21 protein-coding genes and 3 tRNA genes are annotated in these 15,080 nt (G+C 67.3%); 7 read left to right on the top strand and 17 right to left on the bottom strand.

Annotated elements, in window-relative coordinates; genetic code table 11:
- Nucleotides 1-81 precede the first annotated feature (81 nt).
- Complete coding sequence (locus C1933_RS13440; protein ID WP_108750190.1) at nucleotides 82-255, top strand: DUF1328 domain-containing protein; 174 nt, start codon at nucleotides 82-84, stop codon at nucleotides 253-255.
- On the opposite strand, the gene C1933_RS13435 is transcribed toward C1933_RS13440, so the two are convergent.
- From C1933_RS13435 to C1933_RS13420, 4 genes are all read right to left on the bottom strand, one after another.
- A complete protein-coding gene (locus C1933_RS13435) occupies nucleotides 252-848 on the bottom strand; it encodes a TetR/AcrR family transcriptional regulator (protein ID WP_108753673.1) in 597 nt (198 codons plus the stop codon). The two genes, C1933_RS13440 and C1933_RS13435, sit on opposite strands and share 4 nt — an antisense overlap.
- 63 nt (nucleotides 849-911) lie before the next feature.
- A complete protein-coding gene (locus C1933_RS13430) occupies nucleotides 912-1,667 on the bottom strand; it encodes a transporter (protein ID WP_108753672.1) in 756 nt (251 codons plus the stop codon).
- A 75-nt stretch (nucleotides 1,668-1,742) separates the two neighbouring features.
- A complete protein-coding gene (locus C1933_RS13425) occupies nucleotides 1,743-1,976 on the bottom strand; it encodes a DUF1653 domain-containing protein (protein WP_108753671.1) in 234 nt (77 codons plus the stop codon).
- Nucleotides 1,977-2,000: 24 nt separating this feature from the next.
- Nucleotides 2,001-2,282, bottom strand: coding sequence for a hypothetical protein (locus C1933_RS13420; RefSeq protein ID WP_108753670.1), 282 nt, complete (start codon nucleotides 2,280-2,282; stop codon nucleotides 2,001-2,003).
- A 401-nt stretch (nucleotides 2,283-2,683) separates the two neighbouring features.
- Here C1933_RS13420 and C1933_RS13415 point away from each other — a divergent pair, with 401 nt between their 5' ends.
- From C1933_RS13415 to C1933_RS13405, 3 genes are all read left to right on the top strand, one after another.
- Nucleotides 2,684-2,890, top strand: coding sequence for a hypothetical protein (locus C1933_RS13415; RefSeq protein ID WP_108753669.1), 207 nt, complete (start codon nucleotides 2,684-2,686; stop codon nucleotides 2,888-2,890).
- Nucleotides 2,891-3,021: 131 nt separating this feature from the next.
- On the top strand, nucleotides 3,022-3,552 hold the full coding sequence (locus C1933_RS13410) for a DUF3011 domain-containing protein (protein WP_108753668.1): 531 nt from the start codon (nucleotides 3,022-3,024) through the stop codon (nucleotides 3,550-3,552).
- Nucleotides 3,553-3,724: 172 nt separating this feature from the next.
- On the top strand, nucleotides 3,725-3,928 hold the full coding sequence (locus C1933_RS13405) for a hypothetical protein (RefSeq protein ID WP_108750183.1): 204 nt from the start codon (nucleotides 3,725-3,727) through the stop codon (nucleotides 3,926-3,928).
- A gap of 110 nt (nucleotides 3,929-4,038) precedes the next feature.
- On the opposite strand, the gene dxs is transcribed toward C1933_RS13405, so the two are convergent.
- The 9 genes from dxs to C1933_RS13360 form a co-directional block, all read right to left on the bottom strand.
- Nucleotides 4,039-5,946, bottom strand: coding sequence for a 1-deoxy-D-xylulose-5-phosphate synthase (dxs, locus tag C1933_RS13400; RefSeq protein ID WP_108753667.1), 1,908 nt, complete (start codon nucleotides 5,944-5,946; stop codon nucleotides 4,039-4,041).
- Between the two features lie 105 nt (nucleotides 5,947-6,051).
- Nucleotides 6,052-6,717, bottom strand: coding sequence for an HNH endonuclease (locus C1933_RS13395; protein WP_108750181.1), 666 nt, complete (start codon nucleotides 6,715-6,717; stop codon nucleotides 6,052-6,054).
- A gap of 217 nt (nucleotides 6,718-6,934) precedes the next feature.
- Nucleotides 6,935-8,725, bottom strand: coding sequence for an acyl-CoA dehydrogenase C-terminal domain-containing protein (locus tag C1933_RS13390; protein ID WP_108753666.1), 1,791 nt, complete (start codon nucleotides 8,723-8,725; stop codon nucleotides 6,935-6,937).
- Between the two features lie 58 nt (nucleotides 8,726-8,783).
- Nucleotides 8,784-9,260 carry an LEA type 2 family protein gene (locus C1933_RS13385; protein WP_108753665.1) on the bottom strand — a complete coding sequence of 159 codons (477 nt, stop codon included), beginning with the start codon at nucleotides 9,258-9,260 and terminating at the stop codon, nucleotides 8,784-8,786.
- 126 nt (nucleotides 9,261-9,386) lie between these two features.
- Nucleotides 9,387-9,941 (bottom strand): lipocalin family protein, encoded by a 555-nt coding sequence (locus tag C1933_RS13380; RefSeq protein WP_159094001.1) that lies wholly within the window; start codon nucleotides 9,939-9,941, stop codon nucleotides 9,387-9,389.
- A gap of 116 nt (nucleotides 9,942-10,057) precedes the next feature.
- A tRNA-Phe gene (locus tag C1933_RS13375) sits at nucleotides 10,058-10,133 on the bottom strand.
- 46 nt (nucleotides 10,134-10,179) lie between these two features.
- Nucleotides 10,180-10,255: transfer RNA gene (locus tag C1933_RS13370), tRNA-Phe, on the bottom strand.
- Nucleotides 10,256-10,516: 261 nt separating this feature from the next.
- Entirely contained in the window at nucleotides 10,517-10,984 is a 468-nt protein-coding gene (locus C1933_RS13365; RefSeq protein ID WP_108753663.1) for a hypothetical protein, read from the bottom strand.
- The gene (locus C1933_RS13360; protein ID WP_108753662.1) at nucleotides 10,981-11,445 is read right to left on the bottom strand and encodes a hypothetical protein; all 465 of its coding nucleotides are present in this window, start codon (nucleotides 11,443-11,445) and stop codon (nucleotides 10,981-10,983) included. Before C1933_RS13360 ends, C1933_RS13365 begins: the two co-directional genes overlap by 4 nt.
- Nucleotides 11,446-11,573: 128 nt before the next feature.
- Between C1933_RS13360 and C1933_RS13355 the strand changes: the two genes are divergently transcribed.
- Nucleotides 11,574-12,335, top strand: coding sequence for a hypothetical protein (locus C1933_RS13355; protein WP_108753661.1), 762 nt, complete (start codon nucleotides 11,574-11,576; stop codon nucleotides 12,333-12,335).
- Between the two features lie 43 nt (nucleotides 12,336-12,378).
- On the opposite strand, the gene C1933_RS13350 is transcribed toward C1933_RS13355, so the two are convergent.
- Complete coding sequence (locus tag C1933_RS13350) at nucleotides 12,379-12,897, bottom strand: thioredoxin domain-containing protein (protein WP_108753660.1); 519 nt, start codon at nucleotides 12,895-12,897, stop codon at nucleotides 12,379-12,381.
- Nucleotides 12,894-13,412, bottom strand: a complete 519-nt coding sequence (locus C1933_RS13345; protein WP_108751595.1) for a peroxiredoxin — start codon at nucleotides 13,410-13,412, stop codon at nucleotides 12,894-12,896. The genes C1933_RS13350 and C1933_RS13345 overlap by 4 nt, the downstream gene beginning before the upstream one ends.
- Before the next feature lie 213 nt (nucleotides 13,413-13,625).
- Here C1933_RS13345 and C1933_RS20260 point away from each other — a divergent pair, with 213 nt between their 5' ends.
- Nucleotides 13,626-13,802 (top strand): hypothetical protein, encoded by a 177-nt coding sequence (locus C1933_RS20260; protein WP_199911372.1) that lies wholly within the window; start codon nucleotides 13,626-13,628, stop codon nucleotides 13,800-13,802.
- A 37-nt stretch (nucleotides 13,803-13,839) separates the two neighbouring features.
- Here the strand turns inward: C1933_RS20260 and C1933_RS13340 are convergent, their stop codons facing one another.
- A complete protein-coding gene (locus tag C1933_RS13340; protein WP_108753659.1) occupies nucleotides 13,840-14,400 on the bottom strand; it encodes a hypothetical protein in 561 nt (186 codons plus the stop codon).
- 119 nt (nucleotides 14,401-14,519) lie between these two features.
- Nucleotides 14,520-14,595, bottom strand: a tRNA-Ala gene (locus C1933_RS13335).
- A gap of 97 nt (nucleotides 14,596-14,692) precedes the next feature.
- Between C1933_RS13335 and C1933_RS13330 the strand changes: the two genes are divergently transcribed.
- Nucleotides 14,693-14,989, top strand: a complete 297-nt coding sequence (locus tag C1933_RS13330) for a Rho-binding antiterminator (protein WP_108753658.1) — start codon at nucleotides 14,693-14,695, stop codon at nucleotides 14,987-14,989.
- Nucleotides 14,990-15,080 lie beyond the last annotated feature (91 nt).

Genomic DNA, 15,080 nt, shown 5'->3' with positions numbered 1-15,080 from the left:
TGCGGCCTGTTCACGTACCTGGCATCGGCGTTTGCCTAGCCTGATCACACCAATGAACGCCCCGCAGGGGAAAGGTTTGACATGATCAAGTGGGCCATCATTTTCGCCATCATCGGCCTGATCGCCGGCGTGCTGGGCTTTGGCGGCATCGCCGGCGCTGCCGTGGGCATTGCCAAGTTCCTGTTCTGGGCCGGCATCATCATCGCCGTCATCCTGTTCGTGCTGGGCATGAAGGTGGCCAAGAAGGTCGCCTAGGCTGCCGCGGGCACGGTCTCCGACGGCGAGCGGCACAGCTTCAGTGCTTCCTGCGCCATGGCCAGGGCGTTGCGGCGCTCTTCCTCGCCGAGCGGTTGCCCGTAGGCCGTGGCCCAGTAGCCATCGGCCACGCAGCGTGCGGCGTACAGACGTGCGTCGCACGCCTCGGCGGGGAACTCGGCCAACAGGCGCCGCATCCATCCACGCCAGTGCGCCAGCAGGGCTGGTTCAAGCAGATGGGCCAGGCTCAGGCCGATATCGTTGGCCTGTTCCTGCTGCAGCAGGTGGTCGAAGCAGGCGCGCACATAGGCGCGGCTGAAGCGGCCGTAGGCGACCTCATCCTGCTCGAGGAGGAATCGCACGTGCACTTCGAAATCGTCGGTGAGTGCGGCCAGGGCAGCGTCGATCAAGGCCTGCTTGTTGGCGAAGTGGTGGAACAGCGCGCCCTTGCTGACACCCGCCGCATCGGCCACGTCCTGCACGGTCAGCGCAGCCAAGCTGTGCTGGGCGATCAGGCGGGCGGTGCACAGCAGCAGCGCCTGGCGCACGCTGTCCGGCGCGTTGCGGCGGATACGGGGAGAAGGGGCGGACATACGGAAGAAACCGACTGGACGGTATGCATGATACCGCGCGGCGTTGCCGCGCCGCTGTGCGCGTCAGTCGAAGTAGATCGCCAGACCGGTGCCCACCTGCAGGTCCGGGCTGTCGGCATCCAGGCCGGCGTCGAAGGAGGCGTCCAGCTGCACACGCGGTCGCAGCATCCAGGTGATCCCCGCACCGGCCACGCGCTGGTCCGGCGCGCCGCGGCTGTGGGTCATGCCGGCTTCGACGAACAGGCTCAGGCGCTCGCTGGCCGCCAGCGACAGGCTGGGTGACCACGTCGTGCTGCGCTGGCCGTCGCCGCGCTGGTGGCTGGCATACAGTGCGGCGCTCCAGCGCTCGCCCAGCGCCTGTTCCACGCTGAGCGCGAGCGCGTACTGGCGCCCCTCGCTGAAATCGGCATCGCCACGCGCCACCACGGCACTGGCCAACAACGCCCACGCGGTGCGCTCGGTGCTGCCTGGGCCGGCCCACTTCAGCGCGAGCTGGGTATCGCCGCTGCCGTGCTGGCGCTGGGTCGGCAGGTCTGCGCTGCGCACGCTCTGGCGCTGCCATGGGGTGGTCGACACCTGCAGTTCCAGTTGCTCTGAAAGCCCGGTGCGCAACAGTACGTCGCCCGCCAGCGAGCGGGTGCGCACGCCGTCGCGGTCACGGTCGCGTTGCCAGGTGGGCAGGCCGACTTCCAGTGCCAGCGCGCCGCGCGGCACCGTATCGGTGCCGAAGCCGAGGCCGGGACGATCAAAGGCCGGCAGTTCGTCGGCCAGGGCCGGCGTGGCCAGCAGCCACAGGCACGGAATCAGGAGGCGGCGCATGGGCAGGGCGATCCGGCAGGAAGTCGCCCGCAGCATGCGCGGCGCGCCCGTGCGCAGCGCGTGAGGTCGGGGCGATCAGTCGCCGATGCGGGCGAAGCGCGGCTGCGGGCCGTCGGCGCCGGGCACCTGCTCGACGAACATCGGGTAGGGCCGCACCCACAGCCCGCCTTCGCCGTACAACGCGCGGTACAGCACCAACGGTTCCAGGGTTTCGCTGCTGCGCACGATTTCCACGACCTGGTACAGGCCGCCCTTGAAGTGGCGGTAGCGGCCCGGGGCCAAGGCGGGCAGGGGGGACAACTCGGTCATCGGGAATCTCGTGGGGGTCTGCTGTCAGGGGCGGGCCGGGCGCGGCGGCGCGGCACACCAGGCACCGATGGCCTCGGCCGTATTGGCCAGACCCTGTGCCTGGGCCAGTTCCCAGGGCCGTTCGCAGCGCTGGCTGCGCGCGCACCACTGGTAGCCGGCCGAGCCGATGCAACCGTGTTCGTCGCGATCGCCACCTACCTGCGCGGGCGCCGGCGGCGACGCGGCGCCCTCGGCCGGGGTGGTCGATGGCGGCGCACAGGCCACCAGCAGCGCGCATAGCGCTGGCATCAGCAAGGCGAGACGCATGGTGATGGCCCTTGGCTTGAAAGCGTCATTTTCGGGCGCTTTCAAGCCAATCGGCAAGCGCTTACGTCAACGAAGCGCGCAGCACTTCTTCAATCAGCACGACGTAGCAGGCAACGAAATAGAACTTCAGCAGCGTGGAACGCTGGGTGGAAAGCAAGGTGCGCATGTGGAAGGGGCCCCCGTTGGTGAGGATAGTGTGAAACGACTGCGACTTCGTGACAAGGGTCACGAATTTTCTTCACTAAACGTCCTCAGGGATGTGACGAGGCCGCCGTCCCGCGCTTTGCGTACGGATTTTTCGGACAAATCTGATAGGCGTCCCCGGAACCGCTGGCTACCGTATCCCCCATAGCATCGGTCGGGCTTCTCCGACCTGGATTTTCCAACTGCAGGAGCTCGAGATGGTCATCACCGTCCAATGCCACGCCCAGCGCTGGTTGTTCATCGATCCCCGCTCGCAGGAAGTGCAGGCCTTCGACAGCGGCGCGGTCGCCTTCGACACGGCCGCCGCCCACGCCAGCGAGCACCACCACCGGACCGGGCAGAGCAGCACGGTCCGGGTGGCCGCGCTGGGCAATGCCGTGGATGCCCTGCGCTTCGGGCACTGAGCGGGCCAGCGGGCGGTCAGGTCGCGTTCGGTTGTTTGAACGCATCAGGAACCGCTGCCGCTTCCCCCTCTGTGCGCGCCGGGCCGAATCCCCGATGCTTGGCTCCATCGTATTCAGGTGGAGAAAGGTGGATGGGCAAGGAACTGCGTGGTTGGACGCTGGGCGCTCTGCTGCCCCTGCTGGCGCTGGCCGGCACGGCGCAGGCCCAGCGCTATGGCTACGACGAGCGTTACGACGATCGCGGCAGCAGTGGCATCGTGCGCTGCGAGTCGGTGAAGGGGCGCAGCAACGAATGCCGTCTGGACGGGCGGGCGCGCTTGATCCGCCAGCTGTCCGGCTCGCCCTGCGTGGAAGGTGATACCTGGGGCCAGTCGCGGTCGGGCGTGTGGGTGACCCGCGGCTGCCGTGCCGAGTTCGTCGGTGAATCCCGCGGTGGATGGGGCGGCGGCCATGGCTGGGGCAGTGGTAACGGCGGCGGCCAGGTGATTGCCTGCCATTCCAACGATCATCGCCAGCAGTACTGCGATGCGCGGGTGCGCCGCGGCGTACGCCTGGTGCGGCAGGAATCGCGCAGTGCCTGCATTGAAGGCCGCAGCTGGGGCTGGGACCGTCGCGGGGTCTGGGTGAGCGATGGCTGCCGGGCGCAGTTCCAGGTGAACTGACGCGCGTGCCGGCTCGCGAGCGAATCAGAAAAATCTGATAGCGATCACAGTTTTTTCATCGTATTGTCGGCAACCGGGGCGTCATGGACGCCCCGGTCCGCGTCGCTGCCCGGCCCAGGAAGGGCCCGCCTCCGTCGCGGTTTCATACGCTGTTCCAAGGAGTGAGCAACGCATGTTGATCCGACTGCAATGCGAGCAGCGCCAGTGGCGCGTGCTGCACCCGGACAGGCCCGAACCAATCGGGTTCCGCGATGGCGTACGCGCCTTTGATTTCGCCGAAACCCTGGCCCGCCTGCATTTCACCGACACCGGCCAGCGCGCCGCCGTGCGCGTGGAAGCCAGCGGCGCATTTGTCGAGGCGATCAGCTACGGCTGAGGGCGGCCATCCACGCATGGCGTCGGTCTACCGGGGCGTCGAGGTGGGGGTCAGAGCCCTTTCCTGCGGAAAGGAATCCGACCCTTTATCCACGCATGGCGTGGATCTACTCAGCTGGCCGCGCTCAACGGCGCCGCGCCATTGGCCAACTGCGGCCAGCGCTTGAGTACCGCCGCGCGAATGCCGGCCGCGTCGATCCCGGCCTCGGCCAGCAGGTCTTCGCGGCTGGCATGGTGCTGGAAGGCATCGGGCAGGCCCAGGTGCAGGATCGGGCGCAGCACGTCTTCTGCATTCAGCAGCTCGCCCACGGCCGAGCCAGCGCCGCCGGCCACGACATTGTCTTCGATGGTCACCAGGCCCTCGTGCTGGGCGGCCATGGCCAGCACCAGCTCGCGGTCCAGCGGCTTGATGAAGCGCATGTTGACCACGCTCAGGCCCAGTTCGCGGCCCACCTGCTCGGCGGCCGGAACCGTGCTGCCGAAGGCGAGCAGGGCGATACGGCTGCCCTGCACGCGCAGCTCGCCCTTGCCGATCGGCAAGGTGGACAGATCGGTGCCGGCGGCAACGCCGGTGCCGCTGCCGCGCGGGTAGCGCACCGCGGCCGGGCCCGGGTGCTGCAGGCCGGTGCTGAGCATCTGCCGGCATTCGGCCTCGTCAGACGGGGCCATCACCACCATGTTCGGCACGCAGCGCAGGAAGCTCAGGTCCAGGTTGCCGGCATGGGTGGCACCGTCCGGGCCGACCACGCCGGCGCGGTCGACGGCGAACAGCACGTCCAGGTCCTGGATGGCCACGTCGTGCACCAGCTGGTCGTAGGCGCGCTGCAGGAACGTGGAATAGATCGCCACGACCGGCTTGCCGCCCTGGGTGGCCATGCCAGCGGCCAGGGTGACCGCGTGCTGCTCGGCGATGGCCACGTCGAAGTAGCGCTGCGGGTATTCCTTGCTGAAGCGCACCAGGCCCGAGCCCTCGCGCATGGCCGGGGTGATGCCGTACAGGCGCGGCTCGGCGGCGGCCGCATCACAAAGCCAGTCGCTGAACACATCGGTGTAGGTGGGCTTCTTGGCGCCGGCCTTGGCCACCAGGCCCTTGTCCGGATCGAACGGCCCCACGGCGTGATAGCCGATCTGGTCGCCTTCGGCGGGCTCGTAGCCCTTGCCCTTGGTGGTCATCACGTGCAGCAGCTTCGGCCCCTTGGAGGCGCGCAGCGTCTTCAGCGTGGACAGCAGGGCCGGCATGTCGTGGCCGTCGATCGGGCCGGTGTAGTGGAAGCCCATTTCCTCGAACATCGTGGAGGGCACGAACATGCCCTTCCAGTGTTCTTCCCAGCGCTTGACGAAGCGCGCGGGATTGTTCTTCTTGTCGCCCAGGATCTTCTTGCCGCCTTCGCGCAGTGCGTTCAGCGTGCGGCTGCCGGTGGCGCGGCCGAGCATCTTGGTCAGCCCGCCGACAGCCTCGGAAATCGACATGTTGTTGTCGTTGAGGATCACCAGCAGGTTCGGTTCGGGGTCCATGCCACCGGCGTGCATCAGCGCTTCGAAGGCCATGCCGGCGGTCATGGCGCCATCGCCGATCACCGCCACCACCTGGCGTTCATCGCCGGCGGCCTGGCGCGCGATGGCCATGCCCAGCGCCGCGGAAATGGAGGTGGACGAATGGCCGACCCCGAAGGTGTCGTACTCGCTTTCCTCGCGCTTGGGGAACGGCGCGACGCCGTCCTTCTGCTTGACGGTGTGGATCTCGTCGCGGCGGCCGGTGAGGATCTTGTGCGGGTAGGTCTGGTGGCCCACGTCCCAGACCAGCTGGTCGTGCGGGGTCTTGTACAGGTAATGCAGCGCCACGGTGAGTTCGATCACGCCCAGGCCGGCGGCGAAATGGCCACCGCTCTTGCCCACCGATTCGATCAGGTAGGCGCGCAGTTCATCGGCGACCGCGCGCATCTCGGATTCGTCGAACGTGCGCAGGTCATCCGGGGTGCGGATGCGCGCGAGGCGGGGATAGCGGGCAGAGTCGATCATCGTGTTCGCACTTGTTCTGAACGGCCATTTTCGCCCTCAATCGGGGGTGGGGCAAGCAAACGCCGCTATCCGTGACAGGACAGTGACGGCTGCCGGTGGCGGTGTTCAGGTGCTGAGCTTGGAACGCTTGGGCAACTGTGCTTTCAGGAAGGCCATCTGGTCGGCCAGGATGTTGCGGTTGGACAGGATCAGGTGCTCGATCCAGCTGGGCCGGTACGGTACTGCCAGCAAGGGCATGCCGGCCTGTTGCGGGGTGCGGTCGCTCTTGCGCGAATTGCAGTGGAAGCAGGCGGTGACTACGTTTTCCCAGCAGTCCAGGCCGCCCTTGGACAGCGGAATGACGTGGTCGCGGGTAAGCGTGGGACGGTTGAACTGCTGGCCGCAGTACAGGCACAGGTGTGCGTCGCGGGCGAACAGGGCCGGGTTGGTCAGGTTCGGCGTGGGGTCGATGGCGCGCGAACGGGCGTGGCCACGTGCGGCGATGATCGGGTGCAGGTCCATGCCGCTCTGCGTGCCGCTGAGCCGGTTGGTGCCACCGTGGATATGCAGGCAGGGATCGCCCAGGGTCCAGGCCACGGCGTCGCGGGCGTAGAGACAGGCTGCGTCCTGCCAGGTGATCCAGTCCAGTACACGGCCGTGGGCGTCCAGGGACAGCAGCCGGACCGTTCCGGGGCGGTGCAGGGTACCTGCGTTGGGCGATGCTTCGGCGCCCGGAGCAGAAAACGAGGCTCCGGTTTCGATCAGACCCAAGCGTGTAGTGTCTGTCTCCATCGGGAAAACAGCTTATACCTGAATGTTGACAATTTGTGTATCGCCCGTTGGGCGTTACACAAATTGTCAACATCCAGGTCCGCGCATTCCTCCTATTCCCCGCGCCTGTCGGCGCGCCCCCTTTAACAAAAGGGGGCTTTTCTCCAGACAGAGGGTCGGGGGCTGCCGGGTGGGGGTCGGATCCCTTTCCGCAGGAAAGGGCTCTGACCCCAAGGGCTCAGGCGCCGAAGCGTTCGTCGTCCATGGCCATCAGCGGGGCGGCGCCGGCCTGGATGGCGGCGGCGTGGCTGAGGGTGCGCGGCAGCACGCGGGCGAAGTAGAAGCGCGCGGTCTCACGCTTGCCCTGGGCAAAGGCGGCGCCGTGTGCGCTGGCATCGGCGGCGGCCACGCTGCGTGCCCACCAGTAGGCCAGCACCACGTAGCCGGAATAGAACAGGTAGTCGTAGCTGGCCGCGCCCAGTTCGTCCGGGTTGCCGGCCGCGCGCTGCAGTACGTCCATCGTCAGCTTGCCCCATTCGGCGGCCTTGGCGCGCAGCGGGCCGATGAACTCGGCCAGGGCCTCGTTGCCTTCGTGTTCCTTGGCGAAGGCTTCGATCTCGGCCAGCATCAGCTTCAGGCCGGCGCCCTGGCTGGAGGCGGTCTTGCGGCCGATCAGGTCCAGCGCCTGGATGCCGGTGGTGCCTTCATACAGCGTGGTGATGCGGGCGTCGCGCGCCAGCTGCTCCATGCCGTGTTCGCGGATGTAGCCGTGGCCACCGAAGCACTGCAGCGCGTTGTAGGTGTTCTCGATGCCCCATTCGGTCTGGCAGGCCTTCGAGATCGGGGTGAGGAAGCTGACCAGGGTGTCGGCGCGCTCGCGCTCGGCCGCATCGTCGGCGCTGTGTGCCACGTCGATCAGGGTGGCTGCATGCAGGGCCAGCAGGCGGCTGCCTTCCACCAGCGACTTGATGGTCAGCAGCATGCGCCGCACGTCCGGGTGCACCAGGATCGGATCGGCGGCCTTTTCCGGGAATTTCGGCCCGCTCAGGGCGCGCGACTGCAGGCGCTCGCGGCTGTACTTCAGCGCGTTCTGGTAGGCGCGCTCGGACAGGCCGATGCCCTGCAGGCCAACGCCCAGGCGCGCAGTGTTCATCATGGTGAACATGGCCTGCAGGCCCTTGTGCGGTTGGCCGACCAGGTAGCCCTGTGCACCATCGAAGTTCATCACGCAGGTGACCGAACCCTTGATGCCCATCTTGTGCTCGATCGAGCCGCAGCGCAGTGCGTTGCGCTCGCCGACATTGCCGTCGCGGTCGACCTTGAACTTGGGGGTGACGAACAGCGAGATGCCCTTGGCGCCGGCCGGTGCGTCGGGCAGCTTGGCCAGCACCAGATGCACGATGTTTTCGGTCAAGTCATGTTCGCCGGCGGTGATGAAGATCTTGGTGCCGGTGATCGCATAGCTGCCGTCGGCGTTCGGCTCGGCCTTGGTCTTCAGCAGGCCCAGGTCGGTGCCGCAGTGCGGTTCGGTCAGGCACATGGTGCCGGTCCAGCGGCCTTCGATCAGCGGCTTCAGGAAGGCGTCGTGCTGCCACGCTTCGCCGTGCTGCTTCAGCGCTTCGATGGCGCCATGCGAGAGCAGCGGGAAGTTGCCCCAGGCCAGGTTGGCGGCGTTGATCATTTCATTCAGCGGCACGCCCAGGGTGTGCGGCAGGCCCTGGCCGCCCAGTTCCGGCGATGCGGTCAGGCCGGTCCAGCCGCCGTCCACGAACTGGTCGTAAGCCTGCTTGAAGCCGGGCGGGGTGGTCACTTCGCCGCTGGCCTGGTCGAGCACGCAGCCGATTTCATCGCCCACGCTGTTCAGCGGCGCCAGCACGCTGGCACTGAAACGGCCGGCTTCTTCCAGCACGGCATCGACCACGTCGGCGGTGGCGTCGGTGAAGCCCAGGCGGGCGAACAGCGGTTCCACCTTGAGCACGTCGTGCAGGGCGAAACGGAGGTCGGAAAGCGGTGCGGTATAGCTGCTCATCGGGTACGTCTCGATCAGGGAACGGGGAGCGGCGACGGGCGCCGCGGCAGGGAAGGACTCAGCGCAGCACGCCGGGCAGGCCGGGCGCCTGGTTCAGGGTGCTGCGGCCGGAAATATCGAAACTGCGCTGCTTCTTGTCTTCGGGCGTGGCCGCGACCGTGCCCTTCAGGCTGTAGGCCAGGGTGCGGTTGCCGGCCAGCGCGTCGGCCACCACCAGGCGCGCGGCGGCGCTGGGGGTGAATTCAAGGTTGACCACATCGGCCGACACCCCGCCGATGGAAATGGCGGGGCGGGCCTGCAGGGTGCCCGCCTCGGTGTCGCCGACGGTCAGGGCCAGGGCCACGTCATCGAAGGTCATGGGCATGGAGCTGAAGTTCTGCAGGCGCAGGGCCACGGTCCAGCCGCCGTCGGCGCGCACGGTCAACTGCTGCAGGCTGGCCGCCGGTTCCGAAACACGCTTGACGATGCCATCGCTGCAAGCAGCCAGGGCCAGGGTGCACAGGATGATCAAGGCGATACGGAAGCGGTGGAGCATGGGCGCAGGTCCTCTGGAGAGCAGTGCGTGGAGTAAGCATACTACGGCGTATGGTTGAATGGATCGCCGCTGGCGACCTTCACAAGGGTAGCGTGTGAAGATGGCGCGCTGCGGTCACCGCCACGCTCAGGGCGATGCGGTCTCAACCAGGGGCGCCATCATCCGCAGCGGCGCCAGGTCATAGCCCATCTGCTCGGCCCGCGCCTTCAACTGCTGGAACAGGGCGCGGTCCATGCGCGGTTCGCGCGACAGGATCCACAGGTACTTGCGGTCCGGTTCACCGACCACGGCCCACTGATACTCCGGGTCCAGGGCGATCACCCAGTAATCGGCCCAGACCAGCGGCACCCAGCTCAACCAGTCCGGGGCGAAACGCACTTCCAGTTGCCCGGGCTGGCCGGCCACCGGGCGTGCAATGCCATCGGCCTGCAGGTAGTCGCCTTCGCCGGTGCGGCAGCGGTTGCGCACGCTGATGCGCCCGTCCTGGCGCAAGCCGTAGGTGGCGGTGATGTCGGCCACGCACTTCTTCTGGAACGACACCGGCAGGTGGGCGATTTCGTGCCACTGGCCGGCATAGCGATCGATATCCAGCGCATCGACCGCGCGCACCGGTTCGGCCGCAAGGGCAGCGGGCGTAGTAATAAGCAGCAGGCAGGCAAGCAGGGCGGGGCGCAGGTGCATCGGCGGGCTCCGGCAGGGAACCCTGAGCGTAGGCGGCGCGATGCACGGCGGTGTAAATGTTTCGTCAACCGCGCGCGGGCAAAAAAAAGACCTGCATTTCTGCAGGTCTTCATACATGGTGGCCGAGGACGGAATCGAACCGCCGACACGGGGATTTTCAATCCCCTGCTCTACCAACTGAGCTACTCGGCCCTGTATCTGGAAAAAAAAGACCTGCATTTCTGCAGGCCTTCGAAAGTGGTGGCCGAGGACGGAATCGAACCGCCGACACGGGGATTTTCAATCCCCTGCTCTACCAACTGAGCTACTCGGCCACTTGTTTCGTTGCAGCGAGGTCGCTGCCGAGGACGCGCATGTTACGGAGGTAGACCGCATTCGGCAAGCGTTTTGGCAAAAAACCTTCACATTGCCGTCTGCGCGCGCGCAAGTGCTTGATCCTGCGTGCGCGGCGGAATGCAGGCCGCCGGTGGGCGGGGGATGCGGGCTTCCGCCTGCTGCAGGGGCGCAGCTTCGGCAAGCGGGTGGTGAAGCTTGATTGAGCCTGCCAAGGCGATTCGGCCGGGCAGGGCGGTGCACTAGCGGTAGGACAACCCACTGCTGGCCATGAAGCCCTTCGGGTCGAACACCGCCCAGGCCTCGCCCCAGTCGAAACGTGCGCGACCGGCGTTGAGCGGGCGTCCCAGTGCTTTGGCCAAGGCGCGGCGCATGAACGCGACTTCGGCATCGATGGCGGCCTGGGTGGGCCAGCCGTCTTCCATCGGCGCGCCGGGCAGCTGCACGCCGATGGACAGCATCGACAGCGCCTGCCCGTGGAAGCACAGGGCGATTGCCGCCGGCACGCCCTGCAGCTGAAGGGCGTGCAGGTGCAGCCACTGGTAGCCGTTGCCGAGGTCGCGGCTATGCTGCAGCAGCGCGGCAAAACCCGCGCATGCCTGTGCCAGCGTGAGCGTCGGCCCGATCCTCAGCGGCAGCTCACCCAGGCCGATGCTGCCGTCGGCGGCGTCGAAATCAAGCGCCCGAAGTGCGCTGCCATGCGTACTCACGGTGCGAAACGCACCTGTCGTGGATCGCTGACGCTGATCTGCGTCTGGTAGTAGTACTTGCCGCTGGGCTGGCCGTTGGCATTGATGAAGTCGATGCGGACCCGGCGCGCGGTGCCGCCCACCAGCAGGCGGCGGTTCTGCAGGTAGTCCAGCTTCAGGCCCAGCGCTTCTTCCAGTGCGGGGCGCAGCGCGGCATCCATGCTGAGGGTGATGTTCAGCGGGTGCCGGTAGTCGCGTTCGCTGTTGAGGTAGATGCGGCCATCGTCGCTGCCGACGGCCTGCACGCTCATGGCGAAGGTGCCAGAAATGCCGCGCGCTGGATCGTCCTGCGCGGCACGCACAGCTTCGTAGTTGCCGATGTAGCCGGGCACCGGCGGCGGCGCGGCAGCCAGGCGATGGGCGCAGCCGGTCGCCAGCACCAGTGGGACCAGCAGTGAGGCCAACAGGGCGGGGCGATTCATGGCGCTTCCTTGTGCGTCGGTGGACGTGCCGATTGTGGCCGCGCGTAGGTTGCAGCTACAAGCGCGCTGTCCAATCGGCCCGACGATGGGGCATGCTGGGCCGCGTACCACATCGACCAGGGAAGGACATGCCGAGGACCGCCGACGTTCATGCCATCGATTGGGGCACGCTGCAGTGTGCCTATGGCGACGCCTCTGAAGCGGGGGCACTGCTGGCCGCGCTGATGGACCCGCAGCACCAGCAGGACTGGAACGACATCTGGTCGCATCTATGCCACCAAGGCACGGTCTACCCTGCCAGCCACGCCGCGCTGCCGGTGCTGCTGTCAATCGCGCGGCAGACCGGGCGCAGCGACGGTGATGATGCGCTGCTGCTGGCCGGTGCGATCGTCGCCGGCTCGGACGTGGGCGACCCGGGCCTGGCGCCGCACGGCGATGTCATCCAGGCGCTGCGCAGCAAGGTGCTCAAGCGCCTGCAGGGCAGTGGCCGGGAGGCAGTGCCGCTGTCCGAGGATGGGCATGGCCCGCGTGGCTGGCTGCGCCAGGCGTGGCTGGGGCTGAGTGGTGAAAAAGCCTGGTCGCAGCACCTGGACCGGCTTGCCGAGGGCGAGATCGTGGGAGAGTGCGTGGCTTGCTCGGCCGACCTGTACTGCACGCTGGATGTTGAAGCCCCGTATGTCTGCCATGAGGATCCGGTATTCGGTGCCCCGTCGGCGACGTCTGCGCTGCTGCCCGGTGAACCGGTCGGCGTGGCCGAGGAGTGGCTGATGCAGCAGGTGCGCGGCGATGGCGATATCCGCGCCGGGCAGCTGCTGGAACTGGCCTTCGGTCATTCCGAATGCAGTGCCTGCGGACACCCCTTCGCGGTGCGCGAGTGCGTGCAGGCCTGAGCCGTAGGCGCCTGCACGCGGCGGTTGGGCAGTTGTTGCAGAATTACATCGCGCGCTGCAGCGCCAGCAGCAGGGTGTCGTAGTCCCAGCTGTCATCGTGGCGCACGCCGTTGATGAAGAAACAGGGCGTGCCATTCACACCGCTGCGCACGCCGCCCATGAAGTCGGCCTCGATGCGTGCATCGTGCGCGCCGGCCAATGCGGCGCGCACGCGTTCCGGCGGCAACTGCAGCAGTTCGCCATAGCGCTGCAGGTCATGCGGTGCCAGCGCACCCTGGCGTTCGTACAGCAGGTCATGGGCGCTCCAGAAGTGTCCGGCGTCGGCCGCGGCTTCGGCCAGGCGCGCGGCATTCAGGGCATCCGGGTGCATTTCGCTGAGCGGGAAGTTGCGGAACACCAGGCGCAGCGAATCGCCCAATGCCTGCTGCAGGGCCTTCACGATGGGATAGGCCTGGCCGCAGTACGGGCACTGGTAGTCGCCATATTCGACCAGGGTGACCGCCGCATCGGCCGGGCCACTGGCATGGTCGCTGGCGCTGACGGGAACGTGCAGGCGGCTCATGGGGTCACCTCCGCTGCCGCCGTGCGCGGCAGGCGTGACAAGGCATCCAGAATGCCATCGGCACCGGGATTGATGCCCAGTGGCGACAGGTAGCTCCAGCGCACGATGCCCTGCGCATCGATCACGAACAGCGCGCGTTCGCAGACCCCATCGTGTTCGCGATAGGCACCGAACTGCCGGGCGACGGCGCCCTTGGGTTCGAAATCAGCCAGCAGCGGAAAATGCAGGTGGCGCTGTTCGGCGAACGCGGCGTGGCACCAGACGCCATCGACGGAGATGCCGATCAACTGCGCGCCCTGTCGCTGGAACTCGGGCAGCAACTGGTTGTACAGGGCCATCTGGTCGCCGCAGACCGGGCTCCAGTCAGCGGGATAGAAGGCAAGGATGACCGGGCGGCCACGCAGCTCTGCCAGGGTGACGGTCTGGTCGGGCGTGGCGGGCAGGCGGAAGTCGGGGGCGGGCGTTCCCGGCGGCAGCGGGGCGTGCGCAGGTTCGGGGCGGGGCAGGGAGGACATGGCGGGCTCCTGGCGGGATGGGATGGCGCGCGGTGGGTTCTGCATCGGCAGCGCCATCGTCGGCCGGTAGCGCCGGGCTGCCCATTGCGCCTTGGTTTCCGCCGCTCATACCAGGGTATGCACGCGCCGCTCGCGGCAGCGCGACCACGGACTCACGGCCGCGCCGCTAGCGTGGTCGTGCAAGCCCGGCACGGTGCCGGTGCGGAGCCCGCCATGACTACTCCCCGCACGCCTTCGCCCGCCGAAAAGGATGCCGGTACCCAGGAAAGCCGCCAGGACCAGCACCAGGACGACGTGGCCAAGCGCCGCCCTGGCCAGAACGATCAGAAGGTGCATGACGAGAACACGCGGCGACCGCAACGCAAGGATGGGAGCCAGGAGCCGGGTTGAGCCGGTGATGGACAGGTCGAGTCTCAGTCGGCCAAGGTCATGCAGACGGCGGCGTCTGCGCCGCGCGGCCCACGTCGGCGAACCAGTCCGCGAGTTCGTGCATGTCGATCTGCTGGATCAGCGCAGGATTGATGGGATCGGCGGGTGCGGTCGGCAGGATGGCGGCCGCCACCTCGATCGCGCAGTACCCCGTACCGTCCCAGAGGCCTGCCAGATAGGAGGAGAGGGGAGCGCCCTCCCACAGCGGTGCTGCTGATGGCCATGATTGCCGATCTTGCATCGCGCGCCAGCGACCGTAAGGGCGCACCTCGCTCCGGCGCTGTGCAAGCCATCGGATTGCAGCCTCCTTGGCCACGCGCGCTGCGTCTTCCAGCTCCCGATGCCCGGACACGATCCTGATCTTCTCCCGGATGCCGTCGTAAGACAGTTCGCGTAGGCGCAGGACGACGAGCAACTGACTTCCCTGCAACCGCGCCTGTTCAAGACCAAGCCCATGGGCGACGTCAGCGACGTAGCTGGGAATGTACCGACCCTTCCAGCCGGGAATGAGGGTTGAAAGCGGGATCAGATGTGGATCCGTTATCGAGGCATGGTCCATGGGACCCCTTCCTGGATGTGGCGCTCCGCGCCGCGGGTACCCTCATCCTATCGGTCCGGGCGGTCCGTGCCCAAAGAAAAAGCCCGCAGATCACTGGGATCTACGGGCTTCTCTGAAAATGGTGGAGCCAAGGAGGATCGAACTCCTGACCTCGTCATTGCGAACGACGCGCTCTCCCAGCTGAGCTATGGCCCCACGGCGAAGCCAGTGTAGCGCCGCCGCCCGGGGCTTGCCAAGCCGCATGTGCGGCAGTCGTGGCAGGCTGGGCGCCTTGAGTGCCGGAAGACGCTCCATGACCGACTACCGTCCCATCGCGTGCGACCTGCACGACGTACTGGAAATCGCCTGCCTGCACCGCGCCCTGCTGCAGGTGGAACTGATCGATGGCCGCACCTTCGTGGCCCGCGCGCGGACCACGCTTAGCACGCCTGGCAAAGAGGAATTCCTGCTGCTGGACGCCGATGAGGGCGAGCAGCGCATCCGCCTGGACCATCTGCTGGCGGTGACCACGCTGGGCGCAGACGGTCTGCCCGGACCGCGTACCGTGCTGGCCGTGCCTGGCCCTGGTGAAACTGAACAAGGTTTATGAATCAAGGGCTTGGCGCTGTCAATAACCTGAAGCGGCTAGGCCGGGTGGCGTAAAGAGGACCAGAACGGTGCCGTTAAGAGGGGGCGCCTCG

It is taken from the genome of Stenotrophomonas sp. ZAC14D2_NAIMI4_6, from assembly GCF_003086875.1.
GTDB lineage: Bacteria > Pseudomonadota > Gammaproteobacteria > Xanthomonadales > Xanthomonadaceae > Stenotrophomonas.
The sequence above is the reverse complement of the archived record's forward strand: the minus strand, read 5'-3'. Positions and strand labels throughout refer to the sequence as shown.